The 17,179-nt window shown below is 64.9% G+C and carries 15 protein-coding genes and 2 pseudogenes; 10 read left to right on the top strand and 7 right to left on the bottom strand.

Annotated features, from left to right (window positions below; translation table 11 throughout):
* Positions 1–6: 6 nt before the first annotated feature.
* Positions 7–1,617 carry an amidohydrolase family protein gene (locus J4G43_RS50440; RefSeq protein ID WP_208083518.1) on the bottom strand — a complete coding sequence of 537 codons (1,611 nt, stop codon included), beginning with the start codon at positions 1,615–1,617 and terminating at the stop codon, positions 7–9.
* Positions 1,614–2,432, bottom strand: coding sequence for a uracil-DNA glycosylase family protein (locus J4G43_RS50435; RefSeq protein WP_208083517.1), 819 nt, complete (start codon positions 2,430–2,432; stop codon positions 1,614–1,616). Before J4G43_RS50435 ends, J4G43_RS50440 begins: the two co-directional genes overlap by 4 nt.
* A 264-nt stretch (positions 2,433–2,696) precedes the next feature.
* On the opposite strand from J4G43_RS50435, the gene J4G43_RS50430 reads away from it, so the two are divergent.
* From J4G43_RS50430 to recQ, 5 genes are all read left to right on the top strand, one after another.
* Positions 2,697–4,271, top strand: a complete 1,575-nt coding sequence (locus J4G43_RS50430; protein WP_208083516.1) for an amidase family protein — start codon at positions 2,697–2,699, stop codon at positions 4,269–4,271.
* Positions 4,272–4,577: 306 nt separating this feature from the next.
* Entirely contained in the window at positions 4,578–5,879 is a 1,302-nt protein-coding gene (locus tag J4G43_RS50425; RefSeq protein WP_208083515.1) for an O-acetylhomoserine aminocarboxypropyltransferase/cysteine synthase family protein, read from the top strand.
* 12 nt (positions 5,880–5,891) lie between these two features.
* The gene (metA, locus tag J4G43_RS50420; RefSeq protein WP_208083514.1) at positions 5,892–6,935 is read left to right on the top strand and encodes a homoserine O-succinyltransferase MetA; all 1,044 of its coding nucleotides are present in this window, start codon (positions 5,892–5,894) and stop codon (positions 6,933–6,935) included.
* A 62-nt stretch (positions 6,936–6,997) separates the two neighbouring features.
* Positions 6,998–7,741: a polysaccharide deacetylase family protein gene (locus J4G43_RS50415; protein WP_208083513.1), complete on the top strand. Its 744-nt coding sequence runs from the start codon at positions 6,998–7,000 to the stop codon at positions 7,739–7,741.
* Between the two features lie 247 nt (positions 7,742–7,988).
* Positions 7,989–9,854, top strand: coding sequence for a DNA helicase RecQ (gene recQ, locus J4G43_RS50410; protein ID WP_166346308.1), 1,866 nt, complete (start codon positions 7,989–7,991; stop codon positions 9,852–9,854).
* Between the two features lie 188 nt (positions 9,855–10,042).
* Here the strand turns inward: recQ and J4G43_RS50405 are convergent, their stop codons facing one another.
* Positions 10,043–11,056, bottom strand: a complete 1,014-nt coding sequence (locus J4G43_RS50405) for a 1-aminocyclopropane-1-carboxylate deaminase (protein WP_028153143.1) — start codon at positions 11,054–11,056, stop codon at positions 10,043–10,045.
* 163 nt (positions 11,057–11,219) lie between these two features.
* Between J4G43_RS50405 and J4G43_RS50400 the strand changes: the two genes are divergently transcribed.
* From J4G43_RS50400 to J4G43_RS50390, 3 genes and pseudogenes are all read left to right on the top strand, one after another.
* Positions 11,220–11,684 carry an Lrp/AsnC family transcriptional regulator gene (locus J4G43_RS50400; RefSeq protein WP_038943290.1) on the top strand — a complete coding sequence of 155 codons (465 nt, stop codon included), beginning with the start codon at positions 11,220–11,222 and terminating at the stop codon, positions 11,682–11,684.
* 45 nt (positions 11,685–11,729) lie between these two features.
* Positions 11,730–12,882, top strand: a pseudogene (locus tag J4G43_RS50395) (PLP-dependent cysteine synthase family protein).
* 109 nt (positions 12,883–12,991) lie between these two features.
* Complete coding sequence (locus J4G43_RS50390) at positions 12,992–13,552, top strand: carboxymuconolactone decarboxylase family protein (RefSeq protein ID WP_208083512.1); 561 nt, start codon at positions 12,992–12,994, stop codon at positions 13,550–13,552.
* A 61-nt stretch (positions 13,553–13,613) separates the two neighbouring features.
* Here J4G43_RS50390 and J4G43_RS50385 read toward each other — a convergent pair whose 3' ends face one another.
* Positions 13,614–13,769: a diguanylate cyclase domain-containing protein gene (locus J4G43_RS50385; RefSeq protein WP_208083511.1), complete on the bottom strand. Its 156-nt coding sequence runs from the start codon at positions 13,767–13,769 to the stop codon at positions 13,614–13,616.
* Positions 13,769–14,065 (bottom strand): hypothetical protein, encoded by a 297-nt coding sequence (locus J4G43_RS50380; RefSeq protein ID WP_225005622.1) that lies wholly within the window; start codon positions 14,063–14,065, stop codon positions 13,769–13,771. The genes J4G43_RS50385 and J4G43_RS50380 overlap by 1 nt, the downstream gene beginning before the upstream one ends.
* Positions 14,066–14,246: 181 nt before the next feature.
* On the opposite strand from J4G43_RS50380, the gene J4G43_RS50375 reads away from it, so the two are divergent.
* Entirely contained in the window at positions 14,247–14,495 is a 249-nt protein-coding gene (locus J4G43_RS50375) for a hypothetical protein (protein ID WP_208083510.1), read from the top strand.
* A gap of 108 nt (positions 14,496–14,603) precedes the next feature.
* Here the strand turns inward: J4G43_RS50375 and J4G43_RS50370 are convergent, their stop codons facing one another.
* On the bottom strand, positions 14,604–15,539 hold the full coding sequence (locus tag J4G43_RS50370; RefSeq protein ID WP_208083509.1) for an alpha/beta hydrolase: 936 nt from the start codon (positions 15,537–15,539) through the stop codon (positions 14,604–14,606).
* Between the two features lie 103 nt (positions 15,540–15,642).
* Here J4G43_RS50370 and J4G43_RS50365 point away from each other — a divergent pair, with 103 nt between their 5' ends.
* Complete coding sequence (locus J4G43_RS50365) at positions 15,643–16,530, top strand: branched-chain amino acid aminotransferase (RefSeq protein WP_208083508.1); 888 nt, start codon at positions 15,643–15,645, stop codon at positions 16,528–16,530.
* A 21-nt stretch (positions 16,531–16,551) separates the two neighbouring features.
* On the opposite strand, the pseudogene J4G43_RS50360 reads toward J4G43_RS50365, so the two are convergent.
* Positions 16,552–17,138 (bottom strand): annotated as a pseudogene (locus J4G43_RS50360) (class I SAM-dependent methyltransferase).
* Positions 17,139–17,179: the final 41 nt, after the last annotated feature.

Genomic DNA, 17,179 nt, shown 5'->3' with positions numbered 1-17,179 from the left:
GAACGACTAGTAAAAAGCCGCGATCGCCGTCGCGATTCCCGCTGGAAGATTCGGTTCGTTCTTCAGCGTGTCCAGAAACGCGGGATCGCCTGATACCGTGAGGCCATCCAGCTTGATCGGGTGCAGCGGCTCGGCCGCTGCCGCGACCGCCGCCAAATCCGGACCGGTCCTGACGCCGTTATATTCCAGCCGCGGGCGGAGCTGGACATTTTTGCCGAACTGCTCGTCGAGCGCGAGACGCCATCCGGTGCGTGACACCGCTCCGCGGGCGATCGCATCGCTCATGGCGAGGCTGTGCGGTTGCAGCGTGCCGAGATTGCCGAGCGCGGCGCGAAGGCGGCTCGTCGCCTCCGCCAGCGTTATCCTCTCGATCCCGGGGTCCTGGTCGGGCGAGGTGAAGTCGATCACCCGCGCGCTGCTGCCGATCTTGAGCGCCTCGCCGATTCCGCCCGCCTTCTGCATGACCGTCTTCGTCCCATAACGGGCTCGTGCGCCGATGGTAACCAGAACGATGTCCTGCTCGCGCGATTTGATCAGATGAGCGTAGGGATCGCCGGTGACTCCCTTCACGACCAGAAGGTCAGCGAACTTGCCATTGGCGATCGTTCCCAGCTTCGTATCCCACTTGAGGATCGCGGCCGGATTGCGCGTCGCCATCGAGACGATGTCGTAGTCGCTGAAGCCGAGATTGAAATGCGCGGACACGACCTTGGCCGCCTTCAGCTCGCCGAGCAGGTTCTTGCTGCCGGACGGCGACCAGTCAGAACCGAGCGCAATGGTGAGGCCGGCCGTGCGCGCGGCAACGACATTGGTCGTCTTTCCGTAGAGCAGCAGATTGCTCAAGGGGGACCAGACCACCTTGGCATGGTTTTCCGCCATCGTTCCGAAGTCGGTCGCATCGAGTGCCGTGCAATGAATGCCGGCGAGTGACGGCTCGATCGCCCAATCTCCCTCAGAATTGCGCAAGGCGAGGAAGTGGCTATGCGCCTTGGTGTCGATGCCTTCGCTGAGATGCAGCAGGAAGCACGATGACGATTTCAACTCGTTGTCGAACTTCGCCCAATCCTCGGCATCGATGTCGGGAATCTTCGAGTGTGCCTTCGGCAGGTCGGGCGGGCTGCCGATCTCGGCGGCGCGCAACGCGCCCTTGTAATATTTGTGGATCGTGCCGCTCCAGTTCGACAGCGTGATCCCCTGGCTCGTCGTGGTGCCCGCGACCATGCACTTGGCTTCGACATAGCGGACCAGGGCCGGCAGCAGCGAGCCGTCGTCGGCCAGCGCAATCGCGCTCATGGGGCCGGTGACCGACGTCTTGTACGATCTGGCGTTCTGCCATTGGTCGCGATTGCCGTAGGGCTGCGGCACGCGCCAGAGCGGCAGGATGTTGTAGCTCAGGTGATTATGCAGCTCGATCAGGCCAGGATAGATGGTGCCGCCGGTCGCCACTGCAACGACGGCCTCGAAGCCTGCCGGGGCCGGCTGTCCCTTGGGTACGATCGCCGCGATGCGATTGTCCTCGATGAAGATCGTCCCGCTCTTGATGACGTCGCCCTCGGCGGTCATCGTCACGATCCGCCCGCTCAGGGCCCATCGTTTCGGGTTGGCAGCCGGGCTCATCGGATCACTCCGTCGGGGATGGTGATCGTGATCGTGCGCCGCTTGGTGGCCGCATCGGCGCCCTGGCGCACGGCCCATGGCGTGTCTCCGCGCATCCACGCCGGCAGGCCTGCCGGCAGATCCTTTGCGATGATGTCGAAGAGCTCGGTCGGCTTGAAGGCGTCCCCATACGGCACGAGCGTCGTCGGCACGTCGGGATGCTGGAGCCCAGGCGCGAGAGCCGCGAGCGCGGCATTCCACTTGGTCAGCATGATCTTGGTGTTCGCGGCCCGCGTCGCGTTATCGTGGGCCGAGCTTTCCGGCCAGGTCGGGTGGGTGATGTGCTGATAGGCGAGGGTCTTGTAGGCCGCGCCGTCGGACGTCTTGAGCCAGGCTTTCCAGGCCTCGTCGGCGAGGCCGCCGAGCGAAACAACGGCTTCGATATTGCCCGGCGCAAGGACGGCCTTGAACCATTTGTTGCGATACTCGACGATGCCCGGCTCGTTCTTGTGCTTGTTGCCGCCGCTCTGCCCGTAGACGCTGTACAGGAAGGTGTTCACCATCACGTAGCTCCGCGTGATGCCGAGCTTGGCGAGAAAGCCCTGAGTGCGGCGTCCCGCGGTGCCGACCAGAATTCTGCGCACGATTGTCTCGTGCTGGGCGGGATCCTGACCGACGACGAGCACACGCGCCGATCCGTCGAGCCGGCCGCGGTGAAAGTTCGGCCCCCATTCAATCCGGAAATCGTCGGGATCGTAGGTTTCAGCGCCCGGATAGTCGGCGCACAGATCTCGAAATGGTTGCTGGTCGTATCCGCTGTCGAATTCCACGAGCATGGCAAATGCTCCGATGCGTCGCTGTCAGAATAGCTACGTCAAAAACCTAATCGCCATGGCACAATCTTGATGGCACAATCTTGGCGGTGGTTTGTTCCACCATTCAACCAGTATATGGGTCAGGACAGTGGGGCCAAAGGTTCATGCGCGTCTCTCGCGCCGGCCCGTGGCAGAGCGTCGCGGCGACGCGCCATGCAGAAACGCGCCTGTACACGCTCGCGTGATCTCCATAACCTCCGCCGCGCAATTTTTTGGAGATGCGGCGTGGCGAAGAAGACGGCGACGAAGAAGAAAAGTGTTGCAAGGAAAGTAACGAAGACCTCGGTCAAGGCGAGCACCGCCCGCAAGGGGGCCGTTGCGAAGGCGGTCAAGAAGACGGTCAAGAAGCCGGGATCGCGCAAGTCGGCCACGGCACGCCGTCCGAAAGGTCCGGTCTGGCAATGGTCCGCGGTCGACACCGCAGCCGCGATCGGCAACGGCGCGATCTCCGCGGTCGAGACCGTCGAAGCGCATCTGGACCGGATGCGCGCCGTCAATCCGCGGCTGAACGCGGTTGTCGTCGATCTCAGCGAGGAAGCGCTGAAGGCTGCGCATACGGCCGACAAGCAGCGCGCCAGGGGCGGCGCGCTCGGCCTGCTGCACGGTGTGCCCATCACGATCAAGGAGAATGTCGACTACGAAGGCCGGCCGAATTTCAACGGCGTGCCCGCCAACAAGGATCTTATCGCGCCGTCGGATTCGCCCGTGGTGCGCAATCTCAAGAAAGCCGGCGCGATCGTCATCGGCCTCACCAACACGCCGGAATTCTCCTTCCGCGGCTTCACCGACAATCCGCTGCACGGGCTGACGCTGAACCCCTGGGACCCGAACATCACCTGCGGCGGTTCCTCGGGCGGCGCGGGGTCGGCGGTGGCCGCCGGCATCGGCACCATCGCCCATGGCAACGACATCGGCGGCTCGCTGCGCTGGCCGGCGCATTGCAACGGCGTCGCCACCATCAAGCCGACGCAGGGTCGGATCCCCGCCTTCAACGGAAGCGCAACGGCGGAGCGGCCGATGCTGGCGCATCTGATGTCGGCGCAGGGCCCGCTCGCCCGTCACGTCGGCGACGTCCGCCTCGCGCTCGATGTGATGAGCCAGCGCGATCCGCGCGATCCCTGGTGGGTGCCGGCGCCGCTGGCCGGGCCGAAGCCGAAGGGACCGATCAAGGTCGCACTGGCCAGGATCCCGGAGGACATGGACGTCGATCCGTCCGTCCGCGCGGCGCTGCGGCAGGCCGCCGATCACCTGGAGCGTTCCGGCTACCGCGTGACCGAGGTCGATGTCCCCGACATCGACGGCGTCTGGCAGACCTGGTGCGACATCATCACCAACGAGACCGTGGTGATGCAGGAGGCCGGCATGCTGAAGGTGACGTCCGAGGACTTCCACAAGGCCTGGGGCGGCATGAAGACCAAGGCCAATGTGCTCGATCTCAAGGCCTGGATGCAGGCGACGGCCGCACGCAACGGTCATATCCGCGCCTGGCAATTGTTCTTCGAGGAGTATCCGGTCGTGCTGGCGCCGACCACGGTGAAGCCGACGCCGGGACCGCGCGACGACACCGTCAGCGCCGATCGCGTGAAGGAAATTTTCTGGGGCGAGATCCGCTTCATCTCCGCCATCAACGTGCTGGGCCTGCCCGGCGCGGTGGTGCCGGTGGCCCTGCATGACGGCAAGCCGATCGGCGTGCAGCTGATCGCCGGCCGCTATCGCGAGGACCTCGCGCTCGATGCGGCGGCCGCGATCGAGAAGCGTGCCGGAGTGCTCGCTCACCGGCTCTGGGAGACGATGGAGTAAGGTGAAAATCCCACCCTCTCCCACGACGAGGGGAGAGGGTGGCATAGGCGGCCTTCGGCCGCCGTCCTTGGAACGCCGATGCTTTGCATCGGCTATGGCGCAGCGGCGAGGCTAAGGCGTACGAATTCATTAATCCAATTCGATTCAAGTTTTAGCCAATTCACCAACAATCGTTAGGGTTACTTCCTCGATCTCTAGGCGAATTATTGTCCGCTTTACCACCCGCCTCTAACAGAGGAACGGCGGACAACGCACATGCCTCATACAGGCCAATAAGTGCGGCCCGCTCCACGCGGAGGTGGCACGATGCGCAACGAGACGATCGCTATTCACGCCGGCTACGAGCCCGAAGCCACCACGCACGCGGTTGCGGTGCCGATCTACCAGACCGCGGCCTATGCCTTCGACAGCGCCGATCACGGCGCCGCGCTCTTCAATCTCGAGGCTGAGGGTTTTCGCTACAGCCGCATCGCCAATCCGACCAGCGCGGTGCTGGAGAAGCGTATCGCCCAGCTCGAAGGCGGCGTCGGCGCGCTCGCGGTTGCGACCGGCCAGGCTGCACTGCATTTCGCCTTCGTCAACGTCGCCGATCACGGCGGCAACATCGTTTCCGTACCGCAGCTCTACGGCACCACGCACACGCTGCTCTCGCACATCCTGCCGCGGCAGGGCATCACCGGCCGTTTCGCCGAGAGCGACAAGCCGGATGCGATCGCAAAACTGATCGACGAGAACACGCGCGCCGTGTTCGCCGAGACCATCGGCAATCCCGCCGGCAATGTCTGCGACATCGAGGCTCTCGCCAAGATCGCGCATGCGCACGGCGTGCCGCTGATTGTGGACAACACCGTCGCGACCCCGATCCTGCTCAAGCCGTTCGATTACGGGGCCGACATCGCCGTGCATTCGCTCACCAAGTTTCTGGGCGGCCACGGTACCACGCTGGGCGGGGCCATCGTCGATTCCGGAAACTTCCCCTGGGCGAAGCACGCCGACCGTTTCCCGGCCTACAACAAGCCCGACGCCTCCTATCACGGTCTCGTCTATGCCGAGCGCTTCGGCCGGACCGCCTATATCGAGCGCGCCCGCAGCGTCTATCAGCGCACCATGGGTTCGGTGCTGTCGCCGTTCAACGCCTTCCTGCTGCTCCAGGGCATCGAGACCGTCGCGCTGCGCATGGAGCGCCATGTCGAGAACGCCCGCAAGGTCGCCGAATTCCTGCGCAAGGACTCGCGCGTTGCCTGGGTCAACTACACCGGCTTTGCGGACAGCCCCTATTACCCGCTCGTTCAGAAATACCTCGACGGCAATGCTTCCTCGCTTTTCACCTTCGGCATCAAGGGCGGCATGGAAGCAGGCAAGACCTTCTACGATGCGCTGAAGCTGATCACGCGCCTAGTCAATATCGGCGATGCCAAGTCGCTGGCGTGCCATCCGGCCTCGACCACCCACCGGCAGATGTCGGCGGAGCAGCAGCGCGTCGCCGGCGTGCTGCCGGAGACGATCCGCCTCTCGATCGGCATCGAGCATTCCGCAGATATCATCGAGGACATCGACCAGGCGCTCGAGAAGGCCTGCCCGTCGGCACGCCTCCAGGCCGCGGAGTAGGCGACGGCGCCGATGACGATCTTGATCGACAGGGATCAAGGTATCTCGAGCCCGGCGCTGGTACCGGCCGAGGGCGATCTCGCGCGCGACCACGGTTTTGCCGATCTCACGATCGGTCTGATCAACAACATGCCGGATCCGGCACTGAAGGCGACCGAGCGGCAGTTCATGCGGCTGCTCCAGGCGGCCGCAGGTCCGCGCCGCATCCGTTTCCATTGTTTCTCGCTGCCCTCGGTGAAGCGGTCGCCCGAGGCGAAGTGGCATGTCGAAAGCGAATATTCGGAACTCAGCGAGCTCAGGCACCAGAAGTTCGACGGGTTGATCGTGACCGGCGCCGAGCCGGTCGCGCCCGAGCTCGACCAGGAGCCGTATTGGCGCGACCTCACCGAGCTGATCGACTGGGCCAAGGTCAACACGCGCTCGACGATCTGGTCGTGCCTCGCCGCGCATGCGGCGGTGCTGCATCTCGACGGCATCGCGCGTCGGCGGCTCCCGGCCAAATGTCACGGCATTTTCGACTGCGAAGCTGCGACGAACGATGCGCTGACGCGCGCTGCGCCTGCGCCCCTCAAGGTCTCGCATTCCCGCCTGAACGAGATCGCCGAGAGCGACCTCACGCAGGCCGGCTATCAGGTGCTGACGCGTTCGGCAAAGGCCGGCGTCGATATCTTCGTCAGGCAATATGCCAGCCGCTTCGTGTTCTTCCAGGGCCACCCGGAATACGATGCGCTGTCGCTCCAGCGCGAGTATCTGCGCGACATCGGCCGCTATCTCGCGCGCGAGCGCGAGGCTTATCCGCACCTGCCCGTGAGTTATTTTGACGCAGCGACTGAAGAGAAGCTCGCCCGCTTCGAGAAGAAGGCGACCCAACAGCGCCACCCGGCGCTCACCAACGAACTGCCTGCGCTGAACTTGCGCGCCGATATCGCCGCCGGCACCGCCGCGGCGGCGCTTTTCCGCAACTGGCTCCAATATCTCGGTGCGGAAGCCGATACGTGGGCCCTGGCGCGCGAGCCGAAGGGCGTTGGTTCCACGTTAGGATTACCCGGGCGTTAAGCTTGCCTCAACCAGCTCTCGAATGTTTCAGTACAGAAATACGGAATCGCAGGAACGCAGTCGTGTGGTCGGCACTCCAGGGACGCGTGAGCAATCGGCTGGCCCGGCATTTCCGTGCCGCGCCGCACCGCTTGCCTGCGCATGCGCCGATGGTGAGCTTTACGTTTGACGACGCGCCCGATAGCGCTGCAGGCGAGGGCGCCGAGCTTCTCGAGGGGCATGGCGGCCGCGGCACCTATTACCTTGCCGGCAGCCTGATCGACCGTCCCTCGGATCACTGGCACGGCCTGTCGAACGACGCGATCGTGCGGCTTTACCGGGGCGGTCATGAGATTGCCTGTCATACATTTTCGCACCAGAGCTCGGCCAATCTCGACGAGGCCGCCATGGCAAGCGAGATCGAGCGTAACCGCAGCCATTTCCACGCTATCGATTCCTCGATCGTGCTGGAGAACTTCGCCTACCCCTATGGGATCGCCTCGGTCTGGCGCAAGCCGCAACTCGCAAAGGCCTTTCGCTCGGCGCGCGGCATCCTTCCCGGCGTCAATCGCGACGTCATCGACCTCCAGTTCCTGCGCGCCTCGCCTCTGGTCGATTGCGAGATCGATATTGCGGGCGTCGATCGCTATTTCGACGAGGCGGTCGCAAGCGGCGGATGGCTGATCTTCTACAGCCACGACGTCGCCAACGCGCCGAGCCCCTATGGCTGCACGCCGCACCTGATGCGCCATGCGCTGGAGGCGGCCCGGAAGCGCGACATGCCGATCGTGACGGTCGCGGAAGCGCTACGACGGATCGGGGCGTAGCTCTCTTCACCTCGCCCCGCTTGCGGGGAGAGGTCGAATTCGATCGCAGATCGAATTCGGGTGAGGGGGTACAGGTCCATCGGCAATCTCATGTGTGGAGAGAGGCCCCTCACCCCAACCCTCTCCCCGTAAGAACGGGGAGAGGGAGAGGAAGCAGCGGTGCAAGCCCCGCAAACAGTCTTGCCATGCCCGCGCGGTCATGCGACTGGCCTTGTGACGAATCCTACGGCCTTGCACCGACACACCCATGTCCGCTCCCTCCACCGCCCCGCTGCCTGCGCCGGCCAACGGCCGCGACGCGCTGTCGGTGCTGCATTCGGTGTTCGGCTTGCCGGGGTTCCGCGGCGCGCAGGGCGAGATCATCCGGCACGTCACGGATGGCGGCAATTGCCTGGTCTTGATGCCGACCGGCGGCGGCAAGTCGCTGTGCTATCAACTGCCGTCACTGCTGCGCGAAGGCTGCGGTATCGTGGTGTCGCCGCTGATCGCGCTGATGCGCGACCAGGTTGCCGGCCTGCTCGAGGCCGGGGTCAACGCCGCCGCGCTGAACTCGTCGTTGACGCTGCAGGAAGCTTCTGACATCGAGCGCCGCCTGATCGCGGGCGATCTCGACCTGCTCTATGTCGCGCCGGAACGCCTGGTGACGCCGCGCTGCCTGTCGCTGCTGGCGCAGGCGAAGGTCGCGCTGTTCGCGATCGACGAGGCGCATTGCGTCTCGCAATGGGGCCATGACTTCCGCCCCGAATATGTCGGCCTCTCCATCATCGCCGAACGTTTTCCAAACGTTCCGCGCATCGCGCTGACCGCGACCGCTGACGAGCTGACCCGCAAGGAGATCGTCGAGCGCCTCCGGCTCGCCGACAGCCCGCAATTCGTCTCCAGCTTCGACCGCCCGAATATCCGCTACGAGATCGTCGACAAGCGCAACGCAGTGTCGCAGCTGAAAGAATTCATCCGGGAGCGGCATGCCGGCGACGCCGGCGTGGTCTATTGCTTGTCGCGCAATCGCGTCGAGGAGGTTGCCGCCGCGCTCGACGACGCCGGCATTGCCGCGCTGCCTTATCACGCCGGGCTCGACAGCAGCATACGCTCGCGCAACCAGGACCGGTTCCTCAACGAGGACGGCATCGTCATCGTCGCGACCATCGCCTTCGGCATGGGCATCGACAAGCCCGACGTCCGCTTCGTCGCCCATCTCGATCTGCCGAAGAGCATCGAGGCCTATTATCAGGAGACGGGGCGCGCCGGCCGCGACGGCAAGCCGTCGGCGGCCTGGATGGCCTATGGTCTCTCCGACATCGTGCAGCAGCGCCGCATGATCGACGAGTCCAGCGGTTCTGACGATTTCAAGCGGGTGTCGATCGGCAAGCTCGACGCACTGGTCGGCCTCGCCGAGACCGCGCAGTGCCGGCGCAAGCGGCTGCTCGCCTATTTCGGCGAGGCGGAGACGGCGAACAATTGCGGCAACTGCGACAACTGCCTGACGCCGCCCAAGATGCGCGACGGCAAGGTGCTGGCGCAGAAGCTGCTGTCCTGCGCCTATCGCACCGGGCAGCGTTTCGGTGCGATGCAGCTGATCGACGTCCTGATTGGCCGCCTCACCGAAAAGGTGACGCAGTTCGGCCACGACAAATTGTCCGTGTTCGGCATCGGGCGCGAGCTGAACGAGAAGCAGTGGCGCACGGTGCTGCGGCAGCTGGTGGCGATGGGGCATTTGTACAGCGACAGCGAGGCGTTCGGCGCGCTGAAGCTGACGGAGAGCGCGCGCGGCGTGCTACGTGGCGAGACCGAGGTGTGGCTACGCGAGGAGGCGCCGGGCACGCGCGTTCGCGCGAGCCGGACAAAATCCCGCCGTGGTGACCTCGCGCCTGCGGCCAACGCGCCGCAGGGCGATGTCGATCCCGAATTGCGGGCGCGGCTGAGGTCCTGGCGTTCGGACATCGCGCGCGAACGCGGCGTGCCGGCCTATGTCGTGCTGCACGATGCGACCATCGACGGCATCGTCCGGGCGTGGCCGACGACGCTCGACGAGCTCCGCAACGTGCCCGGCATCGGCGACAAGAAGCTCGAGCATTACGGCGACGAGCTGCTCCAGATCGTCAAGACGCGGTAGGGCTTTTCGTCATCCCGGACAAGCGCAGCGAAGCGGAGCGCAGATCCGGGATCCATACCGCGTGATTTATCTTGGGGCACGTGGGGAGACGTTCTTCGCCAAACATCTCCCTGGGGTTATGGGTCCCGGGTCTGCGCTTACGCTTGCCCGGGACGACAGCGAGTGGAGGCGCGAGGTACGGCGCTGCTTCAGCCGTTCCGGAACGCGTACCCATACCCGTTGAGCGCCGGCGCGCCGCCGAGATGGGCGTAGAGAATCTTTGCACCCTTCTCGAAATGGCCCTTCTGGGTCAGGTCGATCAGGCCTTGCATCGATTTGCCCTCATAGACAGGGTCGGTGATCATCGCCTCTAACCGTGCGGTGAGGCGGATCGCTTCCTTGGTCTCTTCCGACGGCACGCCATAGGCGGGATAAGCGTAGTCCTCGATCAGCACGACGTCGTCTTCGACGATATCCTTGCCGAGCTCAACGAGCTTGGCGGTGTTCTGCGCGATCGAAAGCACCTGCGCCTTCGTTTGCGCCGGCGTGAACGAGGCGTCGATGCCGATCACCTTTCGCGCGCGGCCGTCGGCGGCGAAGCCGACCAGCATGCCGGCATGGGTGGAACCGGTGACGGTGCAGACCACGATGTAGTCGAACTTGAAGCCGAGCTCGGCTTCCTGCTTGCGTACTTCCTCGGCGAAGCCGACATAGCCGAGCCCGCCGAATTTGTGCACGGATGCGCCGGCGGGAATCGCATAGGGCTTGCCGCCCGCCGCCTTCACCTCCTCGATCGCCTGCTCCCAGCTCTTGCGGATGCCGATGTCGAAGCCGTCATCCACCAGGCGCACGTCGGCGCCCATGATGCGCGACAGCATGATGTTGCCGACGCGGTCATAGACGGCGTCCTCGTGCGGGACCCAGGCTTCCTGCACCAGTCGGCACTTCATGCCGATCTTGGCCGCGACGGCGGCGATCATGCGGGTGTGGTTGGACTGCACGCCACCGATCGAGACCAGCGTGTCCGCGTTCGAGGCGATCGCGTCGGGGATGATGTATTCGAGCTTGCGCAGCTTGTTGCCGCCATAGGCGAGCCCGGAATTGCAGTCCTCGCGCTTGGCATAGATCTCGACATTGCCGCCGAGATGCTTCGACAGCCGCTCCAGCTTCTCGATGGGCGTCGGGCCGAAGGTCAGCGGATAGCGCGCGAATTTGTCCAGCATCATTGGGTCATCCCGATTGGCGTTGAATTGGCTCAAGCGCCTAGCACTGCCGCAGACAAATGTGCTTTCAAATATTACGCAGCAACTGTTGTATAACTTGCAGTCTGGCGTCAAATGGATCTACTTTCTTCCGAACTAGAGCCAAACGACGAAAGCTTCTTCCATGGCCGCTCGGCTCGACCGTACCGACCTCAAGATGTTGAGATTGCTGCAAAATAACGGCCGGCTGAGCAACGCCGAGCTGGCCGAAACCGTCGCCATCAGCCCCGCCACCTGCCATCGCCGCACCCAGCGCCTGTTCGAGGACGGCTTCATTGCCGCGGTCCGCGCCATGGTCGCGCCGAAGAAGGTGGCGAAGGGCACGCTTGTGATGGTCGGCGTCGTGCTCGACCGCTCGACCCCGGAGAGTTTTGCCACCTTCGAGCAAGCGATCACCAGGCTGAAATGCGTGCTCGACTGCCACCTCGTCGCCGGCGACTTCGACTATTTCCTCAAGATCCGCGTCGGCGACATGGAGGATTTCAACCGCATCCACGGCGAACAGCTGATCGCACTGCCCGGCGTACGCCAGACCCGCACCTTCTTCGTGATGAAGGAGGTCGTCGACAACGCGCCGCTGGAGTTTTGAGCAGCTGCTATTGATGCGCGATCCGCATCATGGGAGATTCAGGCGATGCAGACATTTCCCTTCCGCCAACTCAATCCGGCCGGGCCGGCCTATCGGCGCGGTTGGGTGGACGAGGCCGTCGCCGCGATCGAGGCCGACCAGTGCCGCACGGCCGACACGCATCTGATCCGGCTGATCGTGCCGGCGCTATCAGGCATCGACATCTATCTCAAGGATGAGTCCACACATCCGACCGGCAGCCTGAAGCACCGCCTTGCGCGCTCGCTGTTCCTCTACGCGCTCTGCAACGGGCACATCCGCGAAGGCACGCCTGTGGTCGAGGCCTCGTCGGGATCGACGGCGGTGTCGGAAGCCTATTTCGCGCAGATGATCGGCGTGCCCTTCTACGCCGTGATGCCGCGCACGACCTCGGCGGAGAAGATTGCCGCGATCGAGCATTATGGCGGCAACTGCCATCTGATCGACGACGGCCGCGCGCTCTACGCGGAAGCCGCCGCGCTCGCCACCCGGCTGAACGGCCATTACATGGACCAGTTCACCTTTGCCGAGCGCGCTACCGACTGGCGCGGCAACAACAACATCGCCGAATCGATCTTCACGCAATTGCAGGGTGAGCCGCGACTGGATCGTGATGGGCGCGGGCACCGGCGGCACCTCGGCCACCATCGGACGGTACTTGCGCTATCGCCAGTATCCGACACGGCTGTGCGTCGCCGATGTCGAGCATTCCGCCTTCTTCGACTGCTTCCGCACGCAGGACCGCTCTCACGTTTGCGAACGCCCATCGCTGATCGAGGGTGTCGGCCGGCCACGCTGCGAACCCTCCTTCGTCCCCGGCGTGGTCGACCGCATGATGAAGATCCCGGATGCGGCAACGATCGCGGCGATGAACGTGCTGTCGCGCCGGTTGCGCCGCCCGGTCGGCGGCTCCACCGGCACCAACTTCCTGGCACTGTGCCGCCTCGCCTCGGAGATGCGACAGGCGAACGTATCAGGGTCGCTGGTGACGCTGATCTGCGATTCCGGCGAGCGCTACCGGCAGACCTATTACGAGCCCGAATGGCTGAAGGGGCGCGGCCTCGATCCTGCGCCGTTCGAGGCGGCCCTGTCGTCGTTCCTCACGACGGGCGAGCCGCTGACGCTCGACGTCGACGACGTCGCAAATCCACAGATCGCACCAAGCCCCGAGGCATCATAGCCGACGTCTCCCCGCCACTTGCAAAATGGCACGATCGTCACGGCAACTTCACTTGCCATGCGTGCGGACGCGGGTGAGCTTCGCCTCTTCTCAACGAGGAGATCATGCCGTGCGCCTTCCCATTCTCGATCCGAAAGACCTGAGCGACGAACAGAAGCCGCTCTATGACGACATGCGAGCCGGCATCAAGGATCACTTCAAGGGTTTCGTGAACATGCGCGACGACGGCGCGTTGCTTGGGCCCTGGAATCCCTGGATCCGCGAGCCGCGTTTCGGCAAGCCGGTGTGGGAGCTGGTCAAGGCAATCGCATCGAACCCGCTGCTGCCGGCGCCGGTGCGTGAGGTCGCGATCCTCGTCACCGGCTCGCATTTCCGTTCCGGCTACGAGCTCTATGCTCATGTGCTCGTTGCCGAGCAGCGCGGCCTCTCCGACGAGAAGCTCGCGACGATCGTCGCCGGCCAGCGGCCGGTCGATCTCACCAAGCAGGAAGCCGTCGCCTACGACGTGGCGTCCGCATTGGTCAGCGGCGGTGTGCTGCCGGAATTGACCTGGCGCGCCGCGGTGAAGGAGTTCGGCGAGCACGGCGCGGCCGAGCTGTCCTATCTCGTCGGCGTCTACTGTATGGTCTCGGTTACCCTCAACACGTTCGACGTGCCGGTGCCGGAGTAGACGCCGCGTCCTTCGATCACTCCGCCGCCTTGCTTGCAGGCGGCGGGGGCGCCCATGCGATTCAGCGATTGCGGCCTTCCGCCTTGGTCTGGTAGAGCGCATGATCGGCCGCTCTCATCAGTGCGTCGATGCCGGACATGCTGACGGTGGCCTCCGCCATGCCGATGCTCTCGGTGAGGCCGAACTGAACCTTGTCGGCAAAGACCTGCGCGCTCATCACGCGCTTGCGGACGCCGCCGGCAAGCCGCTCGGCAGCGTCGTGCCTCTGCGTACCGCCAGCGCTTCGAATGCGGCCGACAATGTTGTGTTGCCGAAGCCGAGCCCGAGCGTGCCGGCGGGGATCGTCGCATAGATCGTGCGAAGATCGAGGTAGATGTTGGGGACATCGGGCTCTGCCGGCGCGTCGTCCTCATCGTCGGCAGCGAAGGCAGTGCCTGCCGAGATCGTCAGACAAAGCAGTCCCATCGCGACAGCGCGCGAAGCCTGGCGATGCGATGGGTTGTGATGGGACACGTGACAATCCGACGCGTGGCGATTTGATGACGGAACCGTTGTTGGATGGAACGTGATCGCTCGTGTGGTCAAGCGGTATCCGTAAGCGATGGACGGCACGGATGTGCGCGGCTACCCTGCCGTGATCGCACTGACACACGCGCCGGCCGGAGTGCGGGCCGGACATTGGAAGGACACAGCCATGAACACGTCACGCCGCATCCTGCTCGCTGGTCTGGCGGGCCTCGCTGTCGCTCCGACCGCGGCGGCGGCTAGCGTACCGTCGGCCGAGCCTGGCGACGTGACGGTCGCCGAAGAGCGATTCGCGCGCACGATTGCCGCCGCCCATGCCCCTGACGTCACCTGCGCACGGCAGGCCGAACGCTATGCGGATGCGCATTGGCTGGAATATGTCGTGGCGGCGCGGGCCGTGCTCGGCGCGCGCGCGTGATGCTTTCTTCCCTTCTCCCCTTGTGGGAGAAGGTGGCGCGAAGCGCCGCTACGCGGCGATCCACCCTCTCCCCGGTCTGAACACCCACAGGGGGAGAGGGTAAGCGCCTCATCTCTCCATCGCCCGCCGGACCTGTTCGCCGATCTGCGACAGCACGAGCTGCGCCTGCGGCAGGATCGCGCCCATGGCGTGGAAATTGTGGACCATGCCGTCATGGCAGACGTGCTCGACCGCGACGCCCGCGGCGAGCAGCTTGCGCGCATAGGCATTGCCCTCGTCGCGCATCGGATCGAATTCGGCGGTGTGGATGATCGCGATCGGCAGGCCTGCAAGCCGCGTCGCGCGCAAGGGCGAGATGCGGGGGTCGGCGGTGTCGATGCCATCAGGCAGATAATCGGCGAGATCGGCTTCGATGGTGGCGCGATCGATCAGATGGCCTTCGGCGAATGCCTCGCGCGAAGGCGAGGTCTCCTCGAAATCCAGCACCGGGCAGATCAGGCATTGCGCGACGATCGAGAGGCCGGCGGTCTGCATCGCTTCCTGGCACACGATCGCAGCGAGCGTGGCGCCGGCGGAATCGCCGCCGACCACCAGACGTTCGGCGTCGATGCCCAGCGACGGGGCTTGCCGCGCGACCCATTCGGTGGCCGCGATCGCATCAATGACGGCAGCAGGAAATCTGTGCTCGGGCGCGAGCCTGTAATCGACCGAGACGAGGCGACAGCCGGTTACATGCGCCAGCGCCGCCGCGATGCGGTCATGCGTCGCGATGCTGCCGGCCACGAGCCCGCCGCCATGAAAGAACACGAAGCCCGGTGCACGGTCGCCGGCAGACGCGGGCGAATAAAGGCGATAGGGCAGCTCGCCGCCGGGACCCGGAAGCGTGCCGTCGGCGGTGGTCACATCCGGCGCATCAGTGCGTGCAAACTGCATCAGCTTGGCCAGCGACTGCCGCCGTGCCTCGACGCTCGGCCGGCTCCGCCCCTGCGGGGCGGCCGCAGCCATCATGGTCAACAAACGCCTTGCAAGCGGATCGAGCGGCATGGATCCTTCTCCCTCGTCGGAGAGGGTAACGCACCATATCCCAGCAGGGAATCATTTAGACATTGGGACAATAGTGCCCGGGTATTTCCAAGGGAGGCCGGTCATGGCCGAGATCAAGAAACCGATCGAATATTCGCCGAGCTGGACCTTCTTCGAGGGCAAATGGCACGACGGCAACGTGCCGATCATGGGCCCGCGCACGCATGCGGCCTGGCTCGGCTCGGTCGTGTTCGACGGTGCGCGCGCGTTCGAGGGCGTCGCGCCCGACCTCGACCGTCACGTCGCCCGCGCCAACCAGTCCGCGATCAATTTTGGCCTGAAGCCGGTGGTCGACACCGGCACATGGCTTTCGCTCGCACACGAAGGCATCGCGCGCTTCGGCGCGAAGGCCGAGCTGTACGTCCGCCCGATGTACTGGGCGCAGAACGGTTCGGGCGGCGGCGTGCTGTTCGACCCCGAGACGACCAATTGGTGCCTGTGCATCTACGAGGCGCCGATGCCGAAACCCGTCGGCAACGCGATCACGCTGTCGCCGTTCCGCAGGCCCACGGCCGAATGTGCGCCGGTCGAGGCCAAGGCCGCCTGTCTCTATCCGAACAATTCGCGCGCGCTCGCGGAAGCCGCCGGGCGCGGCTTCCAGAACGCGCTGATGCTCGACATGCTCGGCAATGTCGCGGAGTTCGGCAATTCCAACGTGTTCATGGCCAAGGACGGCGTGGTCTACACGCCGGTCCCGAACGGCACGTTCCTGAACGGCATCACGCGCCAGCGCGTCATCAGCCTGCTGCGCGGCGACGGCGTCACCGTGGTCGAGAAGACGCTGCGCTATGCCGACTTTCTCGCCGCCGACGAGATCTTCTCGACCGGCAATTTCGCCAAGGTCGCCCCCGTCATCCGCATCGACGATCGCGAGCTGAAGCCGGGCCCGCTCTACACCAAAGCGCGGAAGCTCTATTGGGACTTTGCGCATGCGGTGAAGCTGGCGGCGTAGGGCGCCGCACTTTCCTTCGTCCTAGCCGCGTCGCTTAAACCGGCTGAACTGAAACGCCTGGGTCGACTTCCACGGCGTGTGATGCGTCTCGCTCCGCGTCTCGATCAGCTCGAACTCCGGCCCAAGCTCCGCAGCAAGGCTCGCGCTATCGTGCCGCTGCACCGGAAGGCCGCTGCATTTCTCCGGGCCATCAAGCGCAAATGTCGCGATGATGGCGTGGCCGCCGGGCGCAATCGCCGACCGCAGGCGCTCGACATAAGCGGCCCTGTCGCGCGGATCGGTCAGGAAGTGAAATGCCGCGCGATCGTGCCAGACGTTGTAGCTGCGCCCCGGCCGCCATGTCGTGGCGTCGGCAACGATCCAGTCGACTGCTGAGGCCGCCCGGCCGATTCGCTTCTTCGCCGCTTCAAGCGCGTGGCGGAGAGATCCAGGAGAGCGTCCACCAGCCGCGAAGCACCGCCGCCGATGTCGATGATGGCGGCGCCATGGTCTGGACAGGCCGAGCCGATCATCTCGAGCGAGATCGCCGGGCTGTCCTGAAACCAGCTTACCTCGGCCTCGCCCTTGGTGGCGTAGACGTTGTCCCAGTGGGTGCTGCGGTCGGACATGGCGGCTCCGGCCTGGCCGGGACGACAGCGCGCAAGTCGCG

The organism is Bradyrhizobium barranii subsp. barranii (genome assembly GCF_017565645.3).
GTDB classification, from domain to species: Bacteria; Pseudomonadota; Alphaproteobacteria; order Rhizobiales; family Xanthobacteraceae; genus Bradyrhizobium; species Bradyrhizobium barranii.
Note: the sequence above shows the minus strand (reverse complement) of the source record. Positions and strands in the feature narration are given on the sequence as shown.